This window comes from Micromonospora sp. NPDC047548 (assembly GCF_040642975.1).
In the GTDB taxonomy this organism is placed as follows: Bacteria; Actinomycetota; Actinomycetes; order Mycobacteriales; family Micromonosporaceae; genus Micromonospora.
This window is the reverse complement of sequence record NZ_JBEYTI010000125.1, coordinates 1-1,474: the sequence shown is the minus strand read 5'-3', so window position 1 is coordinate 1,474 and position 1,474 is coordinate 1. Positions and strand designations below refer to the sequence as shown.

The window sequence follows — 1,474 nt, the reverse complement described above, 5'->3', positions numbered from 1 at the left end:
CGTTACCTTTTTCGTAGCCCCAACCGGGGTTGCAGGCCACCGGCCGCGGCATGACTCAGTCCCCCTGTTGACCATGATCTGGGGGGTGTTGTCACCGGGGTTCGGAGGGTGCCAGTGACCGCTAATAGAGACCTGACCGCTTCCTGGTCTGCTCGTAACGTGGCTGCCGGCGCGAGGCACCAAGGCGGTCTGCTCCGTACGAGCAAAGGGGCCAAGCGTTGGCCGAGCAGGACACCGGCACCGACCGGTACGACGTGTACTGCGGAGTAGATGTCGGAAAGAGCGAGCACCACGCGTGCGCGCTCAACCCAGCCGGCAGACGCCTGCACGACAAGGCGCTGCCCAACGAGGAAGACGCCTTGAAGGAGGTTCTCAGCAAGCTCCAGACCCGCGGAAGGGTATTGGTGATCATCGATCAGCCGGCCTCGATCGGGGCCCTGGTCATCGCCGTGGCCCGCGTGATGGGGATCGATGTCGCCTACCTGCCCGGCCTGGCGATGCGCCGGATCGCCGACCTGTACCCCGGCGAGGGCAAGACCGACGCCCGTGACTCCTTCATCATCGCCGACGCCGCCCGCACGATGCCGCATACCTTGCGCCGGGTCGGCACCGACGACGAGACCGTCGCCGATCTGACGGTCCTGGCCGGTTACGACGACGACCTCGCCACTCAGTCCACCCGCCTGACCAACCGGCTACGCGACGCCCTGCTCCATGTTCACCCTGCTCTGGAACGCCTGCTGGGTAAGCACTTCGACCGTCCCGGCGTCCTGGAACTGCTGGTCGCGGCCCCGACCCCGGACGCCCTGGCACGGCTGGCCCCCGAGACCATGACCGAGATCATGAAGCCGCACTCGCCACGGCTGGCCAAGACCCTGCCCGCGAAGATCCTCACCGCTCTCGACGAGCAGAGCGTCATCATCCCAGGCACCCAGGCGTTCGGGCGGGTCATCTCCGGGGTCGCCGCCCAGCTGCGCGACATCCACCTCGAACGCGCGTCCCTCGGCGCCGATCTGGAAGCACGCCTGGAGGCTCACCCTCTTCACGAGGTCCTGACCTCGATGCCCGGACTCGGGGTCAGGACCTGCCTCAAGATCCTCACCATCGTCGGCGACGGCTCCGCTTTCCCCAGCGCCGCCCACCTGGCCGCCTACGCCGGCCTGGCCCCGGTGACCCGCCGGTCAGGGTCCTCGATCAAGGGCGAGACCCGCTCCCGACGAGGCAACCACGCCCTCAAGAACGCGCTGTTCCAGTCCGCGTTCGCCAGCCTCTCCGACCCGACCAGCCGCGCCTACTACGACCGCAAAAAGGCCGAGAAGAAGAAGCACAACGCCGCCATCATCTGCCTAGCCCGGCGACGCACCGACGTCATCTACGCCATGCTCCGTGACAAGCAGCCCTACCAGCAACCCAGCACCAAAAACCCCGAAAACCTCGCCGTTACCGGTTGACAAAGACCATAGAGACACCCCCC

General features: G+C 66.9%; 1 protein-coding gene. It reads left to right on the top strand.

What is annotated here, in order from left to right; translation table 11 throughout:
* Window positions 1–218: 218 nt before the first annotated feature.
* Complete coding sequence (locus tag ABZ807_RS33360) at window positions 219–1,451, top strand: IS110 family transposase (protein WP_357167168.1); 1,233 nt, start codon at window positions 219–221, stop codon at window positions 1,449–1,451.
* Window positions 1,452–1,474: the final 23 nt, after the last annotated feature.